This window comes from Stenotrophomonas sp. YJH_SMC_133, assembly GCF_059370655.1.
Genome location: NZ_JCAFTW010000017.1, coordinates 24,232 through 43,583, shown reverse-complemented (window position 1 = coordinate 43,583; position 19,352 = coordinate 24,232). Strand labels below are relative to the sequence as shown.

At 68.2% G+C, this 19,352-nt stretch carries 16 protein-coding genes; 4 read left to right on the top strand and 12 right to left on the bottom strand.

Going from position 1 to position 19,352, the window contains the following annotated elements:
- Positions 1–42 precede the first annotated feature (42 nt).
- Positions 43–507, bottom strand: coding sequence for an Lrp/AsnC family transcriptional regulator (locus tag AC5P78_RS19715; protein ID WP_005413654.1), 465 nt, complete (start codon positions 505–507; stop codon positions 43–45).
- A 127-nt stretch (positions 508–634) separates the two neighbouring features.
- Here AC5P78_RS19715 and AC5P78_RS19710 point away from each other — a divergent pair, with 127 nt between their 5' ends.
- Positions 635–1,366 carry an AzlC family ABC transporter permease gene (locus AC5P78_RS19710; protein WP_014037422.1) on the top strand — a complete coding sequence of 244 codons (732 nt, stop codon included), beginning with the start codon at positions 635–637 and terminating at the stop codon, positions 1,364–1,366.
- Positions 1,363–1,677: an AzlD family protein gene (locus tag AC5P78_RS19705; RefSeq protein ID WP_012480455.1), complete on the top strand. Its 315-nt coding sequence runs from the start codon at positions 1,363–1,365 to the stop codon at positions 1,675–1,677. Before AC5P78_RS19710 ends, AC5P78_RS19705 begins: the two co-directional genes overlap by 4 nt.
- A gap of 52 nt (positions 1,678–1,729) precedes the next feature.
- Here the strand turns inward: AC5P78_RS19705 and glgX are convergent, their stop codons facing one another.
- Genes glgX through glgA form a run of 7 tightly spaced genes read right to left on the bottom strand, consistent with a single transcriptional unit; the run spans position 1,730 to position 13,862 of the window.
- Positions 1,730–3,850, bottom strand: a complete 2,121-nt coding sequence (gene glgX, locus AC5P78_RS19700; protein WP_414498248.1) for a glycogen debranching protein GlgX — start codon at positions 3,848–3,850, stop codon at positions 1,730–1,732.
- The gene (locus AC5P78_RS19695; RefSeq protein WP_005413658.1) at positions 3,837–4,007 is read right to left on the bottom strand and encodes a DUF2934 domain-containing protein; all 171 of its coding nucleotides are present in this window, start codon (positions 4,005–4,007) and stop codon (positions 3,837–3,839) included. Before AC5P78_RS19695 ends, glgX begins: the two co-directional genes overlap by 14 nt.
- Positions 3,976–6,549: a malto-oligosyltrehalose synthase gene (treY, locus tag AC5P78_RS19690; protein ID WP_495217331.1), complete on the bottom strand. Its 2,574-nt coding sequence runs from the start codon at positions 6,547–6,549 to the stop codon at positions 3,976–3,978. Before treY ends, AC5P78_RS19695 begins: the two co-directional genes overlap by 32 nt.
- Complete coding sequence (locus AC5P78_RS19685) at positions 6,546–8,390, bottom strand: 4-alpha-glucanotransferase (RefSeq protein ID WP_033835072.1); 1,845 nt, start codon at positions 8,388–8,390, stop codon at positions 6,546–6,548. Before AC5P78_RS19685 ends, treY begins: the two co-directional genes overlap by 4 nt.
- Positions 8,387–10,105, bottom strand: coding sequence for a malto-oligosyltrehalose trehalohydrolase (gene treZ, locus AC5P78_RS19680; RefSeq protein ID WP_033835073.1), 1,719 nt, complete (start codon positions 10,103–10,105; stop codon positions 8,387–8,389). Before treZ ends, AC5P78_RS19685 begins: the two co-directional genes overlap by 4 nt.
- Complete coding sequence (locus tag AC5P78_RS19675) at positions 10,102–12,339, bottom strand: 1,4-alpha-glucan branching enzyme (protein WP_099473565.1); 2,238 nt, start codon at positions 12,337–12,339, stop codon at positions 10,102–10,104. The genes treZ and AC5P78_RS19675 overlap by 4 nt, the downstream gene beginning before the upstream one ends.
- A complete protein-coding gene (gene glgA, locus AC5P78_RS19670) occupies positions 12,336–13,862 on the bottom strand; it encodes a glycogen synthase GlgA (RefSeq protein ID WP_080354138.1) in 1,527 nt (508 codons plus the stop codon). The genes AC5P78_RS19675 and glgA overlap by 4 nt, the downstream gene beginning before the upstream one ends.
- Positions 13,863–14,303: 441 nt before the next feature.
- Between glgA and AC5P78_RS19665 the strand changes: the two genes are divergently transcribed.
- Both AC5P78_RS19665 and AC5P78_RS19660 read left to right on the top strand, forming a co-directional pair.
- Positions 14,304–14,732, top strand: coding sequence for a PAS domain-containing protein (locus AC5P78_RS19665; protein WP_005409905.1), 429 nt, complete (start codon positions 14,304–14,306; stop codon positions 14,730–14,732).
- Entirely contained in the window at positions 14,729–16,258 is a 1,530-nt protein-coding gene (locus AC5P78_RS19660) for a diflavin oxidoreductase (protein WP_414498246.1), read from the top strand. Before AC5P78_RS19665 ends, AC5P78_RS19660 begins: the two co-directional genes overlap by 4 nt.
- Positions 16,259–16,457: 199 nt before the next feature.
- On the opposite strand, the gene AC5P78_RS19655 is transcribed toward AC5P78_RS19660, so the two are convergent.
- The 4 genes from AC5P78_RS19655 to AC5P78_RS19640 are packed head-to-tail and all read right to left on the bottom strand — an operon-like array spanning position 16,458 to position 19,342.
- Positions 16,458–17,126, bottom strand: a complete 669-nt coding sequence (locus AC5P78_RS19655) for a sulfate/molybdate ABC transporter ATP-binding protein (RefSeq protein WP_049397976.1) — start codon at positions 17,124–17,126, stop codon at positions 16,458–16,460.
- A complete protein-coding gene (gene modB / locus AC5P78_RS19650) occupies positions 17,116–17,799 on the bottom strand; it encodes a molybdate ABC transporter permease subunit (protein ID WP_005409908.1) in 684 nt (227 codons plus the stop codon). Before modB ends, AC5P78_RS19655 begins: the two co-directional genes overlap by 11 nt.
- A 3-nt stretch (positions 17,800–17,802) precedes the next feature.
- Positions 17,803–18,546, bottom strand: a complete 744-nt coding sequence (gene modA / locus AC5P78_RS19645; RefSeq protein ID WP_049397975.1) for a molybdate ABC transporter substrate-binding protein — start codon at positions 18,544–18,546, stop codon at positions 17,803–17,805.
- A gap of 19 nt (positions 18,547–18,565) precedes the next feature.
- Positions 18,566–19,342, bottom strand: a complete 777-nt coding sequence (locus tag AC5P78_RS19640; protein WP_010485317.1) for a helix-turn-helix domain-containing protein — start codon at positions 19,340–19,342, stop codon at positions 18,566–18,568.
- Positions 19,343–19,352: the final 10 nt, after the last annotated feature.

Below are 19,352 nucleotides of genomic sequence, written 5' to 3'. Positions count from 1 at the left end.
ACCCGCGGGTGCCGGGTGCAACCCGGCCGCAAACCCCATCCCTCAAAGCGGCAGCTGGGTCGTCTGCTTGATCCGCTGCATCGGAATCTCGGTCTTGGTGTTCTGCACCCCGGCAATCCGGTTCAGGTGCTGCATCTGGAACTGCCGGTAGGCATCCAGGTCGGCCACCGCCACCCGCAACAGGAAATCGCAGTCACCGGCCATCAGATGGCATTCAAGCACTTCCGGGAAAGACTTGATGCTGTTGATGAAATGATTGGTGGTGTCCTCGTCCTGCCCGCGCAGCCACACCCGCACGAACACCGTGAAGCCACGGCCCACCTTGGCCTCGTTCAACAAGGCCACATAGCGGTCGATGTAGCCGCCCTCCTCCAGCAGACGCACCCGGCGCAGGCAGGCCGACGGCGACAGCCCGACCAGGCGTGCCAGCTCCAGGTTCTGCAGGCGGCCGTCGCGCTGCAGGGCGTCGAGGATGCGCCGATCGAGGTTGTCCAGCTGGTACTGCATGGAATTTCACCTCTTCCACTTCTGGCCGCATGAAATATCAATCATCCAGAATCAAGTGGTATCAACGCAACCCGATTTCGCGATTGGACCGCTAGCATGGGCCACCCCCACCTTGTTGTGCCGTTCGATGGACGCCCGTACCACCCTCCCCCTGCCTGACACCTGCGATACCGCACCGCGTGCCGAATTCCTGCGCGGCCTGCGCGCCGCCGTGCCGGTGATGATCGGCTTCATTCCCTTCGCCCTGGTGCTCGGCGCGCAGGCAGCCCAGAAAGGCCTGAGCGCACTGGAAGTGCCGCTGATGACCGGCCTCAACTTCGCTGGCGGCTCGGAGTTCGCCGCCGTCGAACTGTGGACCTCGCCACCGCACATTGCACTGATCGTGGCCATCACCGCGCTGGTCAACAGCCGTCACCTGCTGATGGGCGCCAGCCTGGCCCCGCTGCTGCAGCACCTGCCGCGCCGCCGGGTGCTGCCGGCGCTGTTCTTCATGTGCGACGAAAGCTGGGCGATGGGCGTGGCCGATGCGCGCCGACGCGCGCTTGGCTTCAGCCTGGCCTACTACCTGGGCGTATCGGCAGGCCTGTACACGGTCTGGGTGGCCTGCACCGCGCTGGGCGCGATCGTTGGCCCGATGCTGGGCGACATCCACGCCTATGGTTTCGACATGGCCTTCCCCGCCGTGTTCCTGGTCCTGTTGCGCGGCATGTGGCAGGGCATGAAGGCCGCGCGGCCGTGGCTGGTCAGCCTGGTCGTTGCCGCTGCTACCTACCTGCTGGTGCCAGGTGCGTGGTACGTGGCCAGCGGCGCACTGGCCGGCCTGGCCGCGGCCTGGCTGCTGGCGGAGGACGCAGCATGATCTTCGATGGCCTGATCCACTGGACCTCGGTACTGGCCATCGTGCTGATGGCCGCCGCCACCTACCTGACCCGCATCGTCGGCTTCCTCGCGCTGCGCAACCGCACACTGAGCAAACGCGCAGTGACGGTGATGGAAGCCGCGCCGGGCTGCGTGCTGATCTCGGTGATCGCCCCGGACTTCGTGGCCGACAAGCCGGCCGACTTGGCCGCACTGGCCATCACCCTGCTGGCCGCCACGCGGCTGTCGATGCTGCCGACCGTGCTGATCGGCGTGGTCTCGGCGGGTGTGTTGCGCTATCTGATGGGGTAGCTACCGGTACGCCGGGCAATGCCCGGCGGTCCGTAGTGGCGCAGCAGTGCAATCACGCGCTGCTGCTTGCCGCCAGCACGCACAGGCTGCGCGGCGGCAGCGTCCAGGCGCCTTCCTCATCCGGCTCCAACGGCGTTTCGTCGGTCTGCAGGAGTACGCGCCGGAACGACAGGGCGTCGTCTGACACACAGAACCGCTGCGGCTGCTCCCCGGCGTTCAACAGCAGGGCCAGGCTGACATGCCGCCCGGGCTCGCGCAGGCCACTGTCCGGGCTGCGACCGTCCAGCACGATCAGCAGCGCACGCAGCCCTGCGTCATGCCAGTCCGCTTCCTCCATGCCGCGACCATCGGGATGCCGCCAGTCGATATCGCGCAGGCCCAGTGCCTCATCGTACTCGCCGCGCAGGAACCGGTTCCGGCGCAGCAGGCCGTAGCGCCGGCGCAGCGACAGCGCCCGCCGCACGAACGCCACCTGCGCCTGTGCAGCCGGCAATGCTGCGCGCTCCCAGTCGATCCAGCTCAGTGGATTGTCCTGGCAGTAGGCGTTGTTGTTGCCCTGCTGCGAATGGCCGAACTCATCGCCTGCCAGCAGCATCGGCGTTCCCTGCGCCAGCAGCAGCGTGGCCAGCAGGTTGCGCATCTGCCGCGCACGCAACGAAAGGATCGCCGCATCATCGGTGTCTCCCTCCACGCCGTGGTTGCTGGAAAGGTTGTGTGAGTGGCCGTCACGGTTGTCCTCGCCGTTGGCCTCGTTGTGGCGATCGTTGTAGCTGACCAGATCGTGCAGGGTGAATCCATCATGCGCGGTCACCAGATTGATGCTGGCCGACGGTCGCCTGCCGTGGTGTTCGAACAGGTCGGCCGAGCCGGTGAAGCGCGTGGCAAACTCCGCCAGCTGCCCGCCGTCGCCACGCCACAGCGCGCGCACCGTGTCGCGGAAGCGGTCGTTCCACTCGGCCCAGCCCGGCGGAAACTGGCCCAGCTGGTAGCCGCCCGGGCCGATGTCCCATGGCTCGGCAATCAGTTTCACCTGGCTCAGGATCGGGTCCTGGCGTACCGCATCGAGGAAGCTGCCCGAGGCGTCGAAGCCATGCCGTTCGCGGCCGAGGATGGTTGCCAGGTCGAAGCGGAACCCATCCACCCGCATCTCGGTCACCCAGTAGCGCAGGGAGTCCATGACCATGCGCAGCGCACCGGCATTGGTCAGGTCGAAGGTATTGCCGGTACCCGTATCGTTGATGTAATAGCGGCGATCATCGGCCAAACGGTAGTAGCTGGCGTTGTCGATGCCCTTGAACGACAGCGTAGGGCCCAGCTCGTTGCCTTCGGCCGTGTGGTTGTACACAACGTCCAGGATGACCTCGATGCCCGCGTTGTGCAGGCGCGCGACCATCTGCTTGAACTCGGCCACGGTGCCCAGCGACAGATAGCGTGCCTGCGGCGCGAAGAAGCCGATGGTGTTGTATCCCCAGTAGTTGCGCAGCCCGCGCTCGAGCAGCTGCTGGTCATCCACGTAGGCATGCACCGGCAGCAGCTCGATGGCGGTCACCCCCAGATGGCTGAGGTGGTCGACCACCGCATCGTGCCGCAACGCGGAGAAGGTACCGCGCTCGGCCTGCGGGACGTCGGGATGCTGCATGGTCAGTCCGCGCACGTGGGCTTCGTAGATCACGGTCCGGTCCCAGGGCGTGGCAGGTGCACGCTCTGCGCCCCAGCTGAAAGCCGGATCGATCACGGCACAGCGTGGCATGTAACCGGCGCTGTCGCGGCGGTCGAAACTGAGATCGCCATCGCGGTGACCCAGGGTGTAGCCGAACAGGTGTGGGGCCCACTTCAGCTCGCCGACGATCTGCTTGGCGTAGGGGTCCAGCAGCAGCTTGTTGGGATTGAAGCGATGGCCCTCTTCCGGGGCATACGGGCCGTGCACCCGGTAGCCGTAACGCTGCCCGGGCCGCACGTCCGGCAGGTAGCCGTGCCAGATCTCGTTGGTGTACTCGGGCAGCGCGATACGCTCGACTTCACGGTTGCGCGCGTCGAACAGGCAGAGTTCCACCCGGGTGGCGTGCCGCGAGTACAGCGCGAAGTTCACACCCAAGCCGTCCCAGGTCGCCCCCAGCGGGAACGGCCGGCCTTCGCGCACGCGCGAGGTCTGCGTCCACTTACGGCTGGCCATCGGTTCCCTCCTCGTCGCGCGCAGCGGCAATCTCGGCTTCCACCAGGCGCTCGGCCATGTGCCAATGCCGCTGCTGCTGGTCGTCCGGCCGCCCTTCCGCTTCCCATATCTGATGGGCCAATGCCTCAATCCGCTGCCGTCGTTCCCTGCTGTCCATTCCTGTCCGTCTCCTCGTTGATCCATACCGCCAACGGGCTGCCAGCCAGAAGCCGTGCCGCGTCCTCGGTTGCCTTGAAATGTTCGATGCGCCCGTCCAGCAGGTTGCGCATGCGGCCTGTCGGCAGCCCGTGCAGCATCACGCCAGTGCCGACGTCGTGTGCTGCGTGCAGGCTGGGCCCGGGCACGGCGGTGGGCGAACCACGCCGCACGATCACCAGCAGCACCTGCGCCTGATGCCTGCGCGCGAATGCCAGCCAGGGCGAACGCGCCGGTGCGGACAGCGCCTGCAGTTGGCCGTGCAGGAACAGCTGCGGGTGCCTGCGGCGGCACTCCAGCAAGCGCCTGAGCAGAAATGCCTTGATGCCACCGTCCCGCCAGTCCTCCAGCAGGGCGGGCCAACCGCGCGTATCGCGCAGCCACGCCTGCCGCACTGGATAGTCCACGGCACGCCGGTTGTCCGGGTCCACCAGGCTCAGGTCCCAGCCTTCTCCGCCCTGGTAGAGGTCGGGCACGCCGGGCAGGCAGTGCTGCAGGCACAGCTGCGCCAGGCCGTTGCAGGCGCCGGCCGGCGCAATGCGCGCCACGAACGTCGCCAGCGCCTCCCGCACCGGCTGCAATGGCGCTCCATGCAGCAGCGCGTGCAGCCACTGCGCGGCGGCCTCCTCCACCGCCACGTTGGGATCGGACCAGCTGCTGACCCGTTTGCCCTCGCGCAACGCCTTGGTCAGCCATTGCACCATCCTCGATGCGAAGTCGGCGCCCGGGTTACCGTGCATCGGCCACGCGGCCACGAGCGCCTGCCACAGCGCATAGGCCTCGGCACCCGGCAACGGCATCGGCGCGCCCGCGCGGGTCGACATCCGGCTCCAGCGCCGCACAGCCTCCCGCCACTCGACCGTGCAGGTGCTGAGAACCGCCAGCCGCGCCCGGCTGTCGGCCCCGCGCTTGTGATCGTGGGTCGCCAGCGCAAGCAATGCCCGCGGATGGCGCTGCAGGCGTCCCATTGCGTGTTCCAGCAGCTCGCGTCCCTCCATGCCCAGCCGCTGCGGATCACTTCCGACTTCGTTGCGCGACAGCAGCCTGAAGTAACGATAGAAGGCTGTGTCCTCCACCGACTTGGCATTCAACGGCGCGGCCAATTGCCCGAATCTCACCCGCAGCGCGCGCTCGACGTCCGCCTCGCCGGGAAGTGCCCGCAGCAGCAGATCCAGTGCCGCGTGTGCCGTACCGTCCAGTGCCTCGCGTGCTGCCACGGCAGCGTCCACCAGGGCCTTCCGTTCACCCGCATCCTGCAGCGAATAGGGGCGGTAGGTACGGTAGTGCCGCAGCAGCGTGGCCAATGCACGGGCAAGCGCAGCGGCTCCGATATCGGCTTCGGCCAGCCGGGGCTGCAGGACCCGCTGCGCGCTGCGCAGCAGTCGCTGGAAGTCGGTGTGAAGCGACGTGCGCAGCAGCATGCTGCGGGCATCCTGCTGCAAGTCGTCAAAGCTGCGCGCGTCGCCACTCGCTGCTTGCCAGGTGCGGGAGAGCGCGGGTGCAGCAGCCGGATCATGCAGCCAGGCGCCAACCTGGTCCATGAAGTCATAGCCCGTCGTGCCGTCGCAGGCCCAGCCATCGCGCAGCTGTTCGTCCTCCGCCAGTATCTTCTCCACATGCACGCTCACTGCCTGTGGGTCGCGACCGCCTGCCGCGCAGGCCGCGTCGAGCGACGCACGCAGGTGTTGCAGGTACGGCCCGGGTGACGACAGGCCATCCACATGGTCAATGCGCAGGCCGTCAACCCACCCCTCACGCACCAGCCGCAACGGCAGCGCATGCACCGCCGCGAACACATCGTCGCGCTCCACCCGCAGTGCGGCCAGTTCGTTGATGTCGAAGAAGCGCCGGTAGTTCACCTGATCGCCCGCCGTGCGCCACCAAGCCAGCCGGTAGTGCTGCCGCTGCAGCAGCGTGTGCAACCGTTCGACGCTGCGGTTGCAGCGTTCCGCCCATGCCGGCCACTGCGCGGGTGCCAGCGGATGGCTGCGCGGAGACAACGGCAATGCCAGCCCGTGATGACGCAGCGTCGGCCGCTCATCGTCCACTGCTACGCGCAACACGCCATCGCGCACGGCGTCGTGCAGTGGCCGGTCCAGCACTGGCAGCCAGAGCCGGCCCTCGCAGCCCGGCGCCTCCCAGTCAATGTCGAACCATCCTGCATGGGGACTTCTGCACCCGTGCAGCAGCACATCGTTCCACCAGGGCGTCTGCGGGGATGCCGCAAGATGGTTGGGTACGATGTCCAGGATCAGGCCCATGCCATGCGCACGCGCCGCTGTCGCCAGCCGCTGGAAGGCTTCTTCGCCGCCCAGTTCCGGATTGATGCGGGCCGGGTCGAGGCCATCGTAGCCATGCATGGACCCTGGCATCGCAGCGCTGATCGGCGACAGGTAAAGGTGGCTGAGGCCCAGCGCGGCGTAGTACGGCAGCTGCGCCGCAGCGGCCTCGAAGTTGAAGCCTGCATGCAGCTGCAGGCGTGCGGTGGCACGCAACCGGGTCATCGTCCCGCCTTGCGTCGCGTGGCGCTGAACCGGGCAATGCGCGCATCGGCCGCGTCCGGATCCCACGCAAGCGGCAAGCGTCGGCGCCAGTTCGGGTGACCACTGACGGTACCCGGCAGGTTCACCTGCGCGCGGCTGCCCAGCGCATCTTCCAGCGGGAGCAGCGCCAGCCGTGAAGGTGCGTGCGCCACCAGTGACAGCGCACGCGCTTCCAGCGTCGCGCCCTCGCCCCGGGCGACTGCGGACAGCGCCTGTACCTCGCTGGCACGCGCGTGCAGCGCCGCGGGAAGCTCGGTCAGCTCACCCAGGCGTGCACGCCAGCGCAGGTCGCGCCCACGCAGCCAGCCGGCCAGCGGCGGCAGATCATGGGTGGAGGGCATGGCCACCGCATCGCGGCGCCACCGTGGCGCCGGCAGGAAGCGCTCACCGTTGCGGGCGAACGGCAGCACCTCCAGCCCCAGCACGCCACGGGCTGCCAGTCGCTGGCGGATACCCGGAGGAACCACGCCCAGGTCTTCGCCAATCAGCACGCAGCGATGGCGCCACGATTCCAGCACCAGCAGGTTGATCAGATCATCGAACGGATAGCGCAGGTACACCCCCTGCCCGGCGCCCGCGCCACGCGGCAGCACCCACAGCCGCTGCAGGCCGAGGATGTGGTCGATGCGCAATCCACCGCGACCCGCCATCACGGCGCGCAACACGCGGATGAACGGTTCAAACCCCTCGCGCTGCAACGCAGAGGGTGACCAGCTGGTGATACCCCAGGCCTGGCCCAGCGGATTGAACGCATCCGGCGGCGCGCCCAGCTCGAGGCCCTGCAGCAGACGGTCGCCGCCGGTCCGGGCCTCGACGCCCTGCGGTGCGCAACCCACTGCCAGATCCGCGATCAGTCCGATCGACGCGCCGTCGCTGCGCAGTCCCGCCTGCACCTGCGCCCAGCCTTGCCGCGCCAACCACTGCGCAAACGCATGGTCGTCGGCGCTTCCAGTGAAGCGGTCGGCGGCGTGCTGGCAATACCGCAGCAGGGGTTCGCCCTGCGCATCGCACCACGTCTGCATCTGTTCGTACTGTGCCGGCGCCTGCTGCCGCAGCCATTGGCGCACTTGGCGCAGCCAGCGCCACTTCACTGTCGCCGAGTGCGGCCAGTCGATGCGGCGTGCTGCGGTAGCCGCTTCAACGGCCATCGCCAGTGCTTCGTCCTCGCGCAACACGCTGCTGGCGGCCTCCGGCAAAACCTGCGGCAGCGACACCTGCAGCGGATCGAGCCAGCGCCGGTCGCTGGGCGAGTAAGGACTGTAGCCCGGGCCCGGTGGCAGGCCGGCGTGCAGCGGACTCAACGCCAGTGCATCGCCGCCGTGACGGTGCAGCAGCTCGCGCCACCGCGCACAGCCGGCGCTGTCACCGATGCCGGCATCACCGGGCGCGCGCAGGCTGTAGACCTGCGCCGACAGACCCCAACCGCGCAGCAGGCCCTGCGGCCACCAGGCACGCTGCGGTGCCACCGCAACCGCCTGTTGCTGCCCGCCCTGGCGCCACTGCCAATAGCCTGGCTGATCCGGAACCCGCCAGCGCCCTTGCGCATCCGCACGTGCAGGCAACGCTGCGCCCTGCTCGTCCACCCAGCACGCCGCGCCCGTTGCCTCAGGCATGGCCAGGAGCTGACCACAGCAGGCGGTGAGCAACGGGTGGGCCACCGGCGCACCGTCGCACGCGAACTCCGACAGCACGGCGCGCAGCACGTCCGGCGCAACCTCGCGCTCTGCTCCGGCCACGTCGGTCCAGCGGACCAGCAGGCCCGCACGACGGGCCGCCTCCCGCACCGCCGCATCCGTATTCATGCGGCGATCCAGCGCGCAAGCGCACCGCCGCCTGCCGGCAGCATCGCGGCCGCGTCCGGCCCCACGACGCACTCGCCGGCCGGCACCGCATGCGCCACCGGCACAGGGCCCACGTTGATCGCGATCCACCACTGGCCCGATGGCAACTGCCAGCCCGCCTGCACCGCGCCCTGGCCCAGCACGCGCGCGCCCAGCGACCGCGCCTGCAGCAGGCCCGGCTGCAGATAGCGCCTGCGCAGGCCGAGGAACTCACCCGTGCAGCGCAGCCAGTGCTGCGACCAGGGATCATCGCCGGGCGGCGGCGTGTACGACGCCTGCAGGGTCGCCGCATCGTTCGGGTCCGGAATACGCGCGCGCGCGGCGGCGTCAGCAAAGACACTGAAACCGGAGAACTCACGGCGACGCCCTTCACGCACCGCCTCGTCCAGCGGCGGCGCGTAGTCGGTGAAGAACAGGAAGGGCGATTGCACCTGCCACGGCTCGCCCATGAACAGCAGCGGGATCATCGGCGTCAGCAGGGTCAGGGCCAGCGCCGCGCGCAGCGGCGCAGGATCGGTCAGCATCGACAGGCGCTCGCCGAAAGCGCGGTTGCCCACCTGGTCATGGTTCTGCGCGAATACCACAAAACGCGCGGGCGACAGGTCGGCGCTGGGTTCGCCGCGGGGATCGCCGCGCAGGTCCGGTTCGCCCTGCCAGGCGAATCCCTCGGCCAGGCAGCGCGCCAGGAGTGCTTCGGCGCGCCCGGCATAGGCCGCGTAATAGCCTTCCTGCTCGCCGGTCAGCATCACATGCAGCGCGTTGTGGAAGTCGTCGTTCCACTGCCCCTGATAGGCGCCGCGCAGCCAACGCGCCTGGTTGCGTTCGTTCTCCAGCACCAGGTGCGCCTGCGGCACCGCAGCGCGTACCTCATCGGCCAGCTGCTGCAGGAACCGGTCATAGTCAATGGCGTGCACAGCATCCAGGCGCAGTCCGTCGACGCCATAGTCGCGCAGCCACATCAGCGCATTGTCGATGAAGAAGCGCCGCACCCAGGGCTGGCGGAAGTCGATGGCCTCGCCCCACGGCGTGCTGCGATCGTCACGGAAGAACCCGCGCGCGTAGTCGCGCAGGTGGTTGCCCTGCGGTCCGAAGTGGTTGTAGACCACATCCAGCAGCACCGACAGCCCTGCATCGTGCGCCGCCTCGATGAAGGTCCTCAGCGCTGCCGGCCCGCCGTAGGCATGGGCCGGCGCATACGGGAACACGCCGTCGTAGCCCCAGTTGCGCTGCCCGGGAAACTGCGCGACCGGCATCAGTTCGATGGCGGTAACGCCCAGCGCCGCCAGCAGCGGCAGCTGCGCAGCCAGCGCAGCGAAGCCGCCGCCCGCTTCGATATGCACTTCATAGATCACCAGGTCCTGCCAGGCATGCCCGTGCCAGGCAGGCCGCGCTGCCTCCGTATCCAGCACCACCGCGCTGTCGCCGTCGATGCCGTCCGGCTGCCAGCGCGAGGCCGGGTCGGGCACGTCCTGGCCGGACGGCAGGCGGAACCGGTAGCGGTCACCATGCGACGCCTGTGTCCGCAGCCAGTGGCAGCCGTCCGGGTCGCGGTGCATCGGCCGCAGCACGCCCTGCAGGCACAGCGCCACGGTGCCTGCGTCCGGTGCCCACACGCGGAACTCGACACCTTCACCGGCCACCGGCCATGCGCCCAGGCGCGGCGCCACTGTGGTCATGCATCAACCTGCAGATACAGCGTGGACAGCGGCGGCAGGGTCAGCCGCAGCGACTGCGCGTGACCATGCATCGGCCGCGGCTCGGTATGCACTGCGCCGAGGTTTCCCGCGTTGCCGCCACCGTAGTAACCGCTGTCGGTGTTGAGCCGTTCGGTCCAACACCCCGGTTGCGGCACACCGACCCGGTAGCCGTCGCGACGTACCGGAGTGAAGTTGCTCACTACCAGAAGGGTGCGGCCGCTACCGGCCGGATCCCGGCGGATGAAGGCGTAGACGCTGTTGCGGCTGTCGTCGGCCACGCTCCAGTCGAAACCGCGTTCGTCGCGTTCGTCGCGGTGCAACGCAGGTTCGGAGCGCAGCACGCCATTGAGGTCGCCCACCAGGCGCGACAGGCCCTGGCCCTCGTTGCTGGCCGCCCGTGCCCAGTCCAGTGACGCATCGTGCGACCACTCCTGTCCCTGGCCGAACTCGCCGCCCATGAACAGCAGTTTGCTGCCCGGGTGCGCCCACATGAAACCGTAGTACGCGCGGAGCTGGGCCAGCCGCTGCGCCGGCTCGCCCGCCATCTTGGCCAGCAGCGCTCCCTTGCCGTGCACCACCTCGTCATGCGAAAGCGGAAGCACGAACCGTTCGGAGAAGGCGTAGACCAGGCCGAAGCTGATCTCGCTATGGTGATGCTGGCGATGAACCGGATCGCGCCCGAGGTACTGCAGGGTGTCGTGCATCCAGCCCATGTTCCATTTGTGGGTGAAACCAAGCCCGCCCTGCTCCACCGGCGCGGTCACCCCTGGCCATGCGGTGGATTCCTCGGCGATCACCAGCACGTCCGGGAAGCGCTCCCTCAGCGTCTGGTTCATCCGCCGTAGAAAAGCGACCGCCTGCAGGTTCTCGCGCCCGCCCTGCTCGTTGGGTATCCACTGGCCCTCGGCACGGCTGTAATCCCGGTACAGCATCGACGCCACGGCATCCACGCGCAGACCGTCGATGTGGAACCGCTCCACCCACTCCAATGCACTGCCGATCAGGTAGGCGGCCACTTCGTTGCGGCCATAGTTGTAGATCAGCGTGTCCCAGTCGGCGTGCACCCCTTCGCGCGGGTCGGCATGCTCGTACAGCGCGGTGCCATCGAACCCGGCCAGGCCATGCGCATCGTTGGGGAAGTGCGCGCTCACCCAGTCCACGATCACCCCGATGCCGGCCTGATGACAGCGGTCCACGAAGCGTGCGAAGGCCTGTGGCGTGCCATGGCGCGCCGTCGGCGCGTAGATCCCCAGTGGCTGATAGCCCCAGGAACCGCCAAAGGGATGCTCGCTGACCGGCAGCAGCTCGATGTGGGTGAAACCAAGCCCTGCCACGTACGGAATCAACCGGTCGGCCAAGACATCCCAGTCCAGCGGCGAACCATCGTCGCTGCGCTGCCAGGAGCCCGCATGCACTTCATAGATGGACAGCGGCGTGCAGGTTCCGGCCTGCCGCCGCGCCGCCAACCATGCATCATCGTGCCACTGCATCGGCGCGGCCGAAGGCACCCGCGAGGCGGTGGCCGGTGGCAGCTCGGCCCAGCGCGCCATCGGATCGAACTTGTCGGGCATCACCCGGCCGTCGGCGCCGACAATGCGGAACTTGTAACGGGCACCGGCCTGCACGCCAGGCAGGAACAGCTCCCACACGCCAGCGGTGTGGCGCAGCCGCATCGGATGGCGCCGGCCATCCCACCCGTTGAAATCGCCGACCACGGCAACCCTTCGTGCGTTGGGGGCCCACACCGCGAAGCGCACCCCGTCGATACCCTGTACCTGCATCGCTACTGCGCCCAACTGCCGCGCTGCATCAGCATCACCGGCATGGAAATGCTGCAGCAGTGCCTCATCCAGCAACGGACCAAAGGAATAGGCATCGTGCACCTGCTCCACACCCTGCTCGAAATGCAGGGCGAGCAGCGGCACGGGCGCTTCACCTGCTGCACCTTCGAACAGGCCGGGCAAGGGGCCCGGTTGCAGATCCCAGCGCCGCTCCGGGCCCGCAATCACCTCCACGCGACGCGCGTGGGGCACCAGAACGCGCAGCTGGCGCTGGCCATCGGGCTGTTGGTGCGGCCCGAGCCAGGCAAACGCATCGGCCGGCCGTGCATGAACCAGGTCGTCCAGGACCGGAGCCACCACGCCCTCCTCCCGTCCGGCAGTTGCCATGGAGTCGTCCTCGAGGGCGACCGGCTGCAGGCTGTCGTGGCTCATGCGGCCACCTGGCAGGTCTGCTGGTACAGGGCCAGATACGCGCGTCCGGCCGCGTCCCAGCCACCCGGCCGCAGCATGGCGGCGCGGCGCATGGCCTGCAGCAGGCCGGGCAGGCGGAAGGTGCGCATCGCCCGTTCCACGCAGCGGCGCAGGCCATCGGCATTGGCGCCGTGGAACAGGAATCCGGTCACGCCATCCTCGACGGTATCGACCAGCCCGCCGGTCGCGTGTGCGATGGGCAGGCAGCCGAAGCGCTGCGCGTACATCTGGCTCAACCCACAGGGTTCGAAACGCGAAGGCATCAGCAGGAAGTCGGCGCCGGCAAACATCTGGCGGGCCAGCGCCTCTTCGAAGCCGATGAATGCGCCCACCCGTCCGGGGTAGCGCCGGGCCAGCGCCTGCACCTGCGCTTCCACCTGCGGCTCGCCGCCACCGATGATGACCAGCTGGCCGCCGGCCGCCACGATCTGCGGCGCCACGTCGCATGTGATGTCCAGGCCTTTCTGGTGCACCAGGCGGGAGACCACCGCGAACAGCGGGCCGGCCGAGGGCGCCAGGCCGAATGCACTGCGCACCGCGTGCGCATTGGTGGCGCGCCCGGTCCATTCGCCGATGCCGAAATGGGCCTTGAGGTGGATGTCGCGGCGTGGATCCCAACTGGCGTCGATGCCGTTGACGATGCCACTCAGGTGTCCGCCGGCCGCCCGGCGCGCCAACAGGTCATGCAGCCCGCAGCCGTCATCCGGGGCGGTGATCTGCTGCGCGTAGCGCAGGCTGACCGTGTTCAGCCGCGTGGCATTGGTGATGCCACCCTGCAGGAACGACATCTGCCCGTGGAAGTGCAGTTCATCCAGGTGTTCGACCGGCACGCCCAGCACAGGTGCAAGCGCATACGGAAACAGCCCCTGGTAAGCCAGGTTGTGGATGGTCAGCAGGGTCGGCACGGTGGTCCGGTCCCAACGCACGTAGGCTGCCGCCATGGCCACAGGCCAATCATTCAGGTGCAGCAGCTGCGGCGACCAGTCCAGCCCGGCACGCCCGGCCGCAATCTCCGCCGCCGCGTGTGAGAGCGTGGCGAAGCGAACCGCGTTGTCCTTCCACTCCTGGCCCTGCCCATCGACGTATGGCGAACCTTCGCGCTCGTACAGCTCTGGCGAGAGCAGCACGTAGATCGGAAGGCCGTCTGCCTGCACTGCCATGCCGATCCCGCACGCAGGCAGGCCCGCCCTCGCGCTGACCTGTCCCACCCGCTGCAGCTGTGGCAGGCGCTGCAGTACCTCCGGGTAGCCGGGCAGCAGCACGCGCGAATCACAGGCGCCGCGTACCGCACGCGGCAGGGCTGCGGCCACGTCGCCCAGGCCCCCGGCCTTGATGAAGTCGGCCATCTCGGTCGCGACGAACAACACACGCTGTACCAGCTCCGGCAGCTGCAGTGGCTGCGAGTGGCCACGCCGGGTGCCGATCGGCACGAGCGAACCGGGAGAGGTCACAACAGATGAAGCGGACTGGACAGCGCGGGCCATGGGAGGGTCTCTCGGGTATTTCAGGCAGACGGACGCCAGCGGCGCCCGGACGGGCGCTGATGGTGGGAAGGAAGTCGACGCAGGACGTGGGGGACGTCAGCGAGAGGCTCAGGACGACAATAGCCCTGCATGCGATCAATCAACCGTGAAGCCATGGCGATTTCTTTGTGACAACACGTCATGAGCTCAGTACACATGACATGCGCCCGCCTCCTGCCCGTGTCTCCTGCGATGGGGCCGAGCCCACGCCCGGCTGTTGGCAATCCCACGTGCCGCCTGAGCCGAGCTGGATTGGTCTTTAAGAGACTCACCCTGCGACACCCGGTCGCAGGCCTTCGCGCTACGCGCTTGACCAATGTCAAACCGCCCGCCGCCGCGCGGGCGTATTCCTATGCAGGACCCGAACACGCCGGCGCGGCCGGCATCCACAAGGACCCTGCGATGAGCTACACCCCCGACAACGCCCAGCTGCTGAACGCCATGCAGAACGTCATGGTGATCTCCACCACCGACCTGCAGGGCAACATCACCTACGCCAATGACCTGTTCTGCACGCTCACCGGCTTCGCCCGCGAGGAACTGATCGGCCAGCCGCACAGCATCGTGCGCCACCCGGACGTGCCCAAGGCCGTCTACAAGGACATGTGGGACACGATCAAGGCCGGCAAAACCTGGACCGGCATCGTGCCCAACCTTGGCAAAGGCGGCGTGCTCTACGTGGTCGACACCACCGTGCAGCCGCTGTTCGACGCCGATGGCAACATCACTTCGTACATCAGCATCCGCCGCGTGGTGAACGACCTGATGCAGAACTATGACCTGGTCGAGTTCAGCAAGGAAAAGTTCGACGACTTCTACGAGGCCGCGTGAACGCTCTCCCGACCAGTACGCCCTTCAGCCGTCTGCTGGTGGGTTTCGCGTCCGAGTCGGGCAACGCCCGCGCCCTGGCCCAGCGCCTGGGCGCGGAGCTGCAGCCGCATGGGCCGCAGGTGCTCCCGTTCAACGACATCGACGTAGCCAGTCTCGGCCAAGGCGATGTGCTGCTGGCGATCTCCAGTTCCTTCGGTGACGGCGAGCCGCCAGCCAATGGCGAGCAGTTCTTCGAAACGCTGCGCCGGATCCCGACGCTGAGCGGCCTGCGCTATGCAGTGTTCGGGCTCGGTGATACCGGCTACCCGAGCTTCTGCGGCTTCACCAAGGCGCTGGATGCCGCGCTGAGCGAGCGCCAGGCGCAGCCACTGCTGCGCCGCGTGGATGCCGACCTGGGCTACGAGCAGTTCTTCCAGCAATGGCAGCCGGTGCTTGGCCAGGTGCTGAACGGCAACCTCAGCGCTGGCCAGGATCTGCACCTGCAGGTCACCGCTTATGGCGAAGACAATGCCTTTGCCGCTCCCATCCTCGAACGCCGCCGCTTGAACAGCAGCGACCCGGCCGCCTGGCACCTGCAACTGGACATTGCCGGCAGTGGCATGGCCTACCGCGCGGGGGACACCCTGCACGTGGTACCCGAGAACGACCCTGCCTTGCTGCAGGCATTGGCTACCTGGTACGGCGACACCGCCGCCGTGGCCGCCCTGCACGACCGCGAGCTGCGCCTGCTGAGCAAGGGCGTGCTGCGCGAACTGGCCAAGCTCGGCGGCAGCGAGGTACTGAAGGGCCTGTTGAAGGTCAGCCAGAAGCGCGAGCTGGAAGCCTACCTGCACGGCCTGGACCTGCTGGACGTGCTGCAGGACCACGCCACGCCGGACAGCGTGCCGCTGGCCCGGCTGCGCGAACTGCTGTCACCGCAGCTGCCGCGTGCCTATTCGATCGCCTCACACCCGTGCGACGACCAGCTGAGCCTGTGCGTGCGCGAAGTGCGCTACCCCCTGCGCGGCCGCGAGCGCTTCGGCACCGCCACCGGCAGCCTGCTGCATGGCGGCGAGCACGCCCGTGTGTACTGCCGCTCCAACCCTGGCTTCCACCTGCCCGATACCGGCCAGGCGCCGCTGCTGCTGGTCGGCACCGGCAGCGGCATCGCACCGCTGATGGGCCTGATGCAGGAGCTGCAGGCCAACGGCTGCGAACGCGAGGTGCACCTGGTGTTTGGCGAGAAGCACCGCCAGCACGATTACCTGTATCGAGACCAGCTGCAGGACTGGCACGCGCGTGGCGTGCTGGCCGGCCTGCATACCGCGTTCTCGCGCGATGGCGCTGAAAAGATCTATGTGCAGCACGTGCTGCAGCAGCGCGCCAGCGAAGTGCGCGACGTCCTGGCCCGCGGTGGGCATCTTTACCTGTGCGGCAACAAGCGCCATCTGGAAGGCGCGGTGCGCGAGGCCATCGATGCCATTGGTGGCGAGGGGCGCTGGGACGCGCTGCGCGGTGAAGGCCGCACGCACTGTGAGCTGTATTGATCGGTACCACTGGACTGCACGAATCCTGGACCGGTAGAGCCGGCCGCTGGCCGGCATTACCAGAATATGTAGCCAACCATCGCCCGTGCATCACGGTAGAGCCGGCCGCTGGCCGGCTGCCCAGTATCCCTTGGTTGCCGGCCAGCGGCCGGCACTACCATCAGATGTGACCCACCGTCGCCGGTGCGTCCATCACGGGTCAATTGCCGACAATGCGGCCGTCCACCACGCGCGCCACCTGCTGGCCGAACATGGCCACGTCCTGTGGATCGTGGCTGATCAACAGCAGCGGAATGCCGGTCTTGTCCAGCACGGTCTCCAGCTCCTGGCGCAGATGCTGGCGCAGGTCATGGTCCAGTGCGGAGAACGGCTCATCCAGCAGCAGCGCTTGCGGCTGCGTCACCAGGGCGCGCGCCAATGCAGTGCGCTGGCGCTGGCCACCGGAGACCTGCGACGGCAGCAGATCGCCCACCGTGTCGATGCGGAATGCGTGCAGCCACTGCTCCACCGCATCGAAACGCTGGCCGACCCGCGGATTCAACCAGCCCTTCTGCAGCCCGAACGCCACGTTCTGGCGCACGCTCAGGTGCGGGAACAACGCGTAATCCTGGAACACGTAGCCCAGCCGGCGGCGCTGCGGCGGCAGATCCACAGCGGTGGCCGCGTCGAACAGGGTCTGCCCCTGCAGGCGCACATGGCCCTGGCCCGGCCGCAGCAGCCCGGCGACCGCCTTCAGGGTCAGGCTCTTGCCGGCGCCTGAAGGCCCGAACAGCACCACCTGCCGCTGCGTGCACTGCAGCGATACATCCAACACGAAATCCTGGCCGGCCGCCTGCAGGCGGCGCTGCACCTGCAGGTCAAGCCACATCACGCAGCTCCCGGCGACGTCCGCCCACCAGCCGCGCTGCCAGCAACAGGATCACGATGCACACCACCGAAGTCAGGATCACCAGCGCATTGGCCTTGCCATCCTGACCGGCCTGCACCGCCTCGTAGATGGCGATCGACAGCGTCTGCGTCCGGCCCGGAATGCTGCCGGCCACCATCAGCGTCGCGCCGAATTCACCCATCGCGCGCGCAAACGCCAGCAACAGGCCGGCCAGGATGCCGCGCCATGCCAGCGGCAGTGTGACGCGGAAGAACACCGCTGCTTCGGACACACCCAGCGTGCGTGCAGCCTGTTCCAGCTGCCCGTCCACTTCTTCGAACGCCGCGCGTGCCGGCTTGAACACCAGCGGCAGCGAAGCCACCGCCGCGGCGATCACCGCGGCCTGCCAGGTGAACACCAGGTTGATGCCGAACCACGACTGCAGCCACGCGCCGATCGGGCCGTTGCGGCCGATCAGCACCAGCAGGTAATAGCCCAGCACCGTCGGTGGCAGCACCATCGGCAGGGTCAGCAGCGAATCCAGCAGCTCGCGGCCGGGAAAGCGCCGCCGCGCCAACAGCGCGCCCAGTGCCACGCCCAGCACCAGATTGATCGCGGTGGCCCAGCCGGCCACCTTCAGCGACAACCCCAGTGCGCTCCAGTCCAGATCCATGCGTCAGGGCTTGCCGAACCCGTGCTTGGCCAGGATCGCCTGGCCCTGCGCCGAACGCACGAAGGCGGTGAAGCGCCTGGCTTCGGCCGGCTGCGCGCTGGCCCTGGTCACCGCCAGCGGATAGGCAATGCGCCCCGCCACCGGAACCGCGAAGGCGCGGCGCACGCGGTCGGGCATCGCCTGTGCATCGGTGGCATAGACGAAGCCGGCATCCACTTCACCGCGCGCCACGTAATCCAGCGACTGGCGCACGTTCTGCGTCGTGATGATCCTGCCCTGTACCAACGGCCACAGGCCGGCCGCTTCCAACGCACGCTTGGCATAGCGACCGACCGGCACGCTGTCCGGGTTGCCCAGCGCAACGCGCTGCACACCGGCACCGGCCAGGTCCTTCAAGGTGCGCGGCGCGGCCCTGGCCTGCGGCGGTACCACCACCCACAGCGCGTTCACCGCGAACACCTCGCGGGTACCGGCCGCCAGCAGGTCCTGCTGCTGGGCCTGGTCCATCGTGGTTTCATCGGCCGACGCGAACACATCCACCGGTGCGCCACGGCTGATCTGCTGCAGCAGCACGCCGGATGCGGCAAAGTTGAAATCGACCTTGGTTCCCGGGTGCGCCCTCTCATACGCCGCGCCCAGCTCGCGGAAGCTCTCGGTCAGGCTCGATGCCGCAGACACCGTCAGCTCGGCCGCCCAGGCCGGCACCGTAGCCAGCAGTCCCAGCAACAACAGTCCAGCTCGCTTCATCGTCGGCTCCCGGCCAGGTTCAGTTCGGATCGGATTCGTCGGCCACCGCCAGCGCTGCCAGGCGCTCGGGCTGCAGCAACAGGATCTCGCGCTGCTTCACCGCAATGATCCCATCATCGCTCAGGCGGCGCAGCACGCGGCTGGCGGTTTCCGGCGCCATCCGCAGGTAATTGGCGATCTCGGTACGCGCCATCGTCAGGTTGAAGCGCGTGGCGGAGAAACCGCGCCGCGCGTAGCGCTCGGACATGTCCAGCAGGAACGCGGCCATGCGTTCTTCGGTACGGTGGTTGGCGGCCAGGGTCGCGACCTTGCCGATCTCCGCACTGAGCAGGCTGAACAGCTTGGCCTGCAGCCCCGGCATGCGGGTCGCCAACAGGCTGAGCTTGGGGAACGAGATGCGGCACAGGTGCACGGTGTCCAGCGCCACCGCATTGCAGGGGAAGCGCGAACCGTGGATCGCGTTGAGGCCGATCACTTCGCCCGGCAGGCTGAAGCCCAGCACCTGCTCGTTGCCCTGGCTGTCATCGACGAAGGTCTTGACCATGCCCGCGCGCACCGCAGCAATCGAATCGAACGATTCGCCGGCGCGGAAGATGTAGTCACCTGCATGGAACGGACCGACATGGTCGACCAGCACGTGCAGGTCGCCCAGTGCGGTCTTGTCGTAACCCTGCGACATGCATGCGTCGGAGAACGCGCAGGTGCTGCAGAAGTGCAGTGCGTCGCCATCATCGGCGGCGGCGGGGTTGGGTGTGGCCCGGCCGAGACGGCCCTGCGAAGGCGGAATTGAAGACATCGGGGCAAGA